The sequence below is a fragment of the Actinoplanes sp. NPDC048791 genome (assembly GCF_040650095.1).
Classification (GTDB): domain Bacteria; phylum Actinomycetota; class Actinomycetes; order Mycobacteriales; family Micromonosporaceae; genus Actinoplanes.
This window is the reverse complement of the sequence record NZ_JBEZGQ010000694.1, coordinates 1-4,586: the sequence shown is the minus strand read 5'-3', so window position 1 is coordinate 4,586 and position 4,586 is coordinate 1. Positions and strand designations below refer to the sequence as shown.

Sequence of the window (4,586 nt, the reverse complement as noted above, 5' to 3'; positions counted from 1 at the left end):
GGCTGGCCGACGTGCCGTTCGCCTCGGTCACGCACAGCCCGCTGCCCCGCGCGGTCGAGACGGCCGCCGCCTGGCCGCAGGCGCAACCGTCGGAGGTCGTGGGCGACTACCCGCCGTGGGTGCCGGCTGACGTGCCGGCCCCGTACGCGATGCTGACCGAGGGCTGGAGCGCGGCCGAGCTGCACGACGGGCCGAAGCTGGCGGAGCAGGCGCTGGCGCGGTTCGCGGTGCCGGCCGAGCAGGAGACGTACGAGCTGGTGATCACGCACAGCTTCCTGATCGCGTGGTTCGTGCGGGACGCGCTGGGGGCGCCGCCGGAGCGGTGGATGGGCCTGAACACGGGCAACGCGGCGCTGACGGTGATCCGTTACAGCGCGGACCGGCCGCCGGCGTTGATGCTGCACAACGACATGGCGCACCTGCCGCCGGAGCTGCGCTGGACCGGCTTCCCACCCCACCTGCGCGTGCGGTAGCGCCGGGCTTTGCCCTGGGCCTCGCCGGCTTTCCGCGCGGCCCCGCCGGCCTTTCGCGGCCCCGCCGGCCTTCGCGGCGGGCTGGTCCGGCACGTCAGGCGGTGATGACCGCGACCGCTGCGTCCACGTCGGACAGGTCGGGCAGCACGGCGTGGGCGCCGGCCAGCACCAGCTCGGCCATGCTGGTGGAGCCGGTCGCGACCCCCACGGCGAGCGCGTCGTTGGCCAGCGCCGCCGACACGTCGTTGGCCGTGTCGCCGATGACCACCGGCCGGAAGCGTTCGCCGTACTTGGCCTCGGCCCGTTCCAGGCAGCGCCGCACCAGCGTCGCCCGGACGCTGTCGTCGGTGCCGTAACCGCCGATCTCCGCGTCGAAGGCCCCGGTCAGCGCGAATGCCGCGATCTTCGCCGCGGCGACCTGCGGCACGTTGCCGGTGACCAGCGTCTGCACCACGTCGGGCCGGCTGCCCAGCTCGTCGAGCACCGCACGCACCCCCGGCATCAGCGCGCCCTGCTCGGCGAACTCGTGCCGCGAGACGTGCACCTCCTCGACGTAGCGGGCGAAGAACCGCTCCGGCGTGCAGTCGGTGACCCCGTGCGTGGCGAAGACCTCGGCGCAGATGTCCAGGTCGGTGCGCCCGCCGAAGTTCGGCGTGGCCCGCCACGCCACCCCGGTGAGCCCGGTGAACGCGGCCTTCCAGGCCCGTGCGGCCACCCCGCCGCCGCGCAGCAGCGTGTAGTCGATGTCCCACATGATCAGGCGCTTCACTGCTCGGCCAGCCGCCGCTCGATGTGCTCGACCTTGCCGTGCAACGCGTCGGCGACCCCGGGCCTGATGTCGGCCTTGAGGGAAACGGTGACCCGCGGCGCATGCGCGGCGACGACGTCGACGGCCTGCTTGATGACGGCCATGACCTCGTCCCACTCGCCCTCGACGGTGGTGAACATGGCATCGGTGCGGTTGGGCAGCCCGGAGGCCCGGACCACGCGTACGGCCTCGGCGACCAGATCACCGACGGAATCACCCACGCCGAGCGGCGTGACAGAAAAGGCAACCAGCATGGTCCCCAATCTAGATCAAGATCAAAGACGCAGGCCGGCCGTGGCCGGGTGGCTGAAGCGCAAGCTAGGCGTCTTCAGGTCCTCTCAGCACAGGGTCTTCGCCCTGAATGAGGAAGACGCCGGGGGCTATGCGGACCGAATTGCGGGCGATGCGTCCACGCCACTTCCGTGGCCAGGTTGTGGCGCGTGTCCATCGGATGCCCTGCAGGCGGATGCCGCTGAGGTCGACATCGTTGAGGTCCGCCCCGGAGAAGTCGTTGAGTATGCGCTCCAGTCGATCGAAGTTGCTTTGCAACTTCAGCAGACTGTCGCGCAGGTCGCCAGGCGTCGACTGGTCATCGAGGTGAGCAGCCACACGTTCCGTGAGATCGCGGACCGCCGGCAGTTCATCTTCGATGGAGGACGTGAAGTTCTTCGCATCGTCCAGTTTGTTGCGCAGGAGGGACACGGCCTGCAGCAGGTCGTCGTGCTCGGGCGACCCCGACATGCCGATCAACTCGACCTCAACGGCCTCGACCTGTCGCAGGGCGATGTCGAACAGAAACGTGATGGTGCCGATGCATCCGCATTGCAGCCGCTTGGCGAGGCGGGGCAAGGCGGCGTGGGTGTGGAATTCGAGCAGATCGCTGTACGGATGAGAATCCAGCCAGTCGAGAAAATCATCGAGGCTGATGGCCTTGGAGATCCGGCCGGGCCTTTTCCGGGGCGGCGGTGCGGGGCGGGCACCGGCGGCGATGAGCAGCCGATAGAGCCAGGGAGATACTCGCACCCGGACGATCGGAAGCGGGCTGATGAGCCGCAGGAACCTCGAGAATCCAGAATCGTGGAGCGTATCGCCGCTATTCGTCATGATCGGCCGCATCCGCCCGCGCCGGCTCCTCGACGCCCTTCGCTGCAGGCTTGGACTGGTCGCGGCGGGCAACCTCCACGCGCGCCACTATTCCCTGCACCACGGCCGGCGCGCTGATCCCGATGATGAAGGCGGGCCATGCGCCGGTGACCTGGCTGTGGTTGGCGGCTGTGACGAGACCCCCGAGGAGCAACTGAATCGCGGCATAGGCCAGACGAGGGCCGACCTCGTTCCTCGGCCAGGGCCAGCGGAAGCTGCTTCGCACCAGGTCGCCACCGAAGTTCAGCAGAACCACGGCCCCGCCGCCGACGGCGCCCCAGGATGCTGCTTCCCATAGGGCCATCGAAGTTTGGGGATCGACCACGGGCAAACGATATTCGCTTTGATTGCGGAGCGCTACCCTTGCGCAACATAGCGTAACTCTCCTCCTTCATGAAACGACCGTAACGCATAGTCACCCGGGCGCCGGAGCCGTTCCTCCGTACGGGGAGGGTCGCTAGCAAGATCAAAGAACGCCAGTGATCACCAAAGTGGACGTCCGCATCCTCGGCAAATTCGGTCCGCCGATGCGCTACTGGTACGACGGACCTGGTGCCTCATTGATGTCCGAGACGAGCCCGGTGTGCGTGGTCGAGTACGCCACCGCCCCGGCGGTGAGTTCGTGGATCACGCCGTCGAGGAGGTCGAATGCCTTCGCGTACGCGGCCTGCGCGGCCGGCAGGTGCCAGGGCAGAGCAACATAGGCCGTCCCCACCGTCAGCCGGCGCAACCCCGACCCCGCGACCGGCGGCGCGCTCGGCCCGTCCGGAAACCCGGCCTCCTCCAGCGCGCCCCGCAACGCCTCCAACATCGTCGCCTCGACCCGGCCCGTCCAGCCCCGGGTGGCGAGCGGCCCCGGGAAGTGGTGGCGCAGCGACACCCGGCCGTCCGCTTCGATGCTCAACTCGCTGCGGCCCCAGGGGTCGCCGGGGTCGCTCTCGTTGCCGACGCTGTACCCGTACCGGCGAGCTGCCATGGGCAGAGCTTAGGCCCCCGTCCAGCGGCTGCTCAGCGCCGCGATTCCCATGCTGAGGGCGGCTGCCGCCGCGATGAACGCCGTCACGCCGGCCGTTGTCTCCCCGGTCCGCAGCGCCCACACGCCCAGGCCCGCGAGTGCGCCCGCGTCAGCGACCGCCGCCGCGCCGAACAGCGCGTAGTCGCGCCCGAACGCGAGGCCGCCGACGACGAGGGCCAGTCCGCCGCCCACGATCGCCGTGATTCCCGCCGCGCTGTGCGCCCCCAGGATCGCGAGTCCTCCGATGAGGGCGGCGGCACCCCAGCTCAGCACGGCCCCGGCCAGCAGCAGGGAGTCGGCCCGCAGCATGGCGACCCCGCAGGCGAGGACCGCCACCCCGATGCCGGCGATCGACACGCCGGCCAGCACCGCCCCGTCCTGCCCGGCGGCGACACCGCCCCGCAGCAGCGCCACTCCGATGGCCAGAGCCGCGACGCCGGGTAACAGCCCGTCGGTGTCCGTCCGGAAGGCCAGCCGGCCCACCGCGGCGATGATCAGTGCGGCGGCAGCGACGCCCGCCGGGATCTGCCACGCCGGGTGCAGCGCCGCTGCTGCCGCCACCACGGCCGGAGCGACCAGAGCCGGGACGACGCGGCCGATCGCGGCCACCAGCAGGACAACCGTCAACCACCGGTACGGGACAGCCGCGCCGGACAGGTTCACGAGCTGGTTCCCGGCAGCGGCTCCGAGCAGGTACGGCAGCCACCTCCGCCTACCCATGACGTCCACCGGTCACGTCGACGGCGTCCCAGGTCAGCTCCCGGGAGTCGTCACCGCGGCTGCGGGTCAGCGTGATCCGTACCTCCGCCCGCACCTCGCCCCCGCTCTCCGCGCAGGCGCCGATCAGCGTGCCGGCGAAGCCGTCCTCGGACTCCGCTGTCCGGTCGTCGTCGTGATAGAGCCATTTCACCGGGCCCTCGGTGCGCACCGGCGTGCCGCATCCCGGACAGCGCGCCTGCAGGACGGCCGACAACGGCAACCAGCCGGACCGCATCGGGTACGGCCGGCGCAGCTCCAGCGCCGGGGACGGGCTCTGGTGAATCTTGCCTACCCGCAGGGCGTCCGGGCCGTGCAGGAGCATCGGGCTCAGCGGGCCGGGCGGCAGCGGGTCAAGGCCGGCGCGGATCTGCCGGGCCGTGCAGAGCTG

The 4,586-nt window shown here is 70.8% G+C and carries 8 protein-coding genes; 1 reads left to right on the top strand and 7 read right to left on the bottom strand.

Going from position 1 to position 4,586, the window contains the following annotated elements:
• Window positions 1-473: histidine phosphatase family protein (locus AB0C29_RS34730; RefSeq protein ID WP_360829438.1), on the top strand; the 473-nt coding region annotated here is incomplete at its 5' end.
• A 94-nt stretch (window positions 474-567) separates the two neighbouring features.
• Here AB0C29_RS34730 and AB0C29_RS34725 read toward each other — a convergent pair.
• The 7 genes from AB0C29_RS34725 to AB0C29_RS34695 all read right to left on the bottom strand — a co-directional run.
• Window positions 568-1,242: an HAD family hydrolase gene (locus tag AB0C29_RS34725; RefSeq protein ID WP_360829435.1), complete on the bottom strand. Its 675-nt coding sequence runs from the start codon at window positions 1,240-1,242 to the stop codon at window positions 568-570.
• A complete protein-coding gene (locus tag AB0C29_RS34720; protein WP_360829432.1) occupies window positions 1,239-1,535 on the bottom strand; it encodes an MTH1187 family thiamine-binding protein in 297 nt (98 codons plus the stop codon). The genes AB0C29_RS34725 and AB0C29_RS34720 overlap by 4 nt, the downstream gene beginning before the upstream one ends.
• Window positions 1,536-1,599: 64 nt before the next feature.
• Window positions 1,600-2,397, bottom strand: coding sequence for a hypothetical protein (locus AB0C29_RS34715; protein WP_360829429.1), 798 nt, complete (start codon window positions 2,395-2,397; stop codon window positions 1,600-1,602).
• On the bottom strand, window positions 2,375-2,749 hold the full coding sequence (locus AB0C29_RS34710; RefSeq protein ID WP_360829426.1) for a hypothetical protein: 375 nt from the start codon (window positions 2,747-2,749) through the stop codon (window positions 2,375-2,377). Before AB0C29_RS34710 ends, AB0C29_RS34715 begins: the two co-directional genes overlap by 23 nt.
• A gap of 207 nt (window positions 2,750-2,956) precedes the next feature.
• Window positions 2,957-3,400, bottom strand: coding sequence for a hypothetical protein (locus tag AB0C29_RS34705; protein ID WP_360829423.1), 444 nt, complete (start codon window positions 3,398-3,400; stop codon window positions 2,957-2,959).
• Window positions 3,401-3,409: 9 nt separating this feature from the next.
• Window positions 3,410-4,159, bottom strand: a complete 750-nt coding sequence (locus AB0C29_RS34700) for a hypothetical protein (protein ID WP_360829420.1) — start codon at window positions 4,157-4,159, stop codon at window positions 3,410-3,412.
• Window positions 4,152-4,586: hypothetical protein (locus tag AB0C29_RS34695; protein ID WP_360829417.1), on the bottom strand; the 435-nt coding region annotated here is incomplete at its 5' end. The genes AB0C29_RS34700 and AB0C29_RS34695, both read right to left, overlap by 8 nt.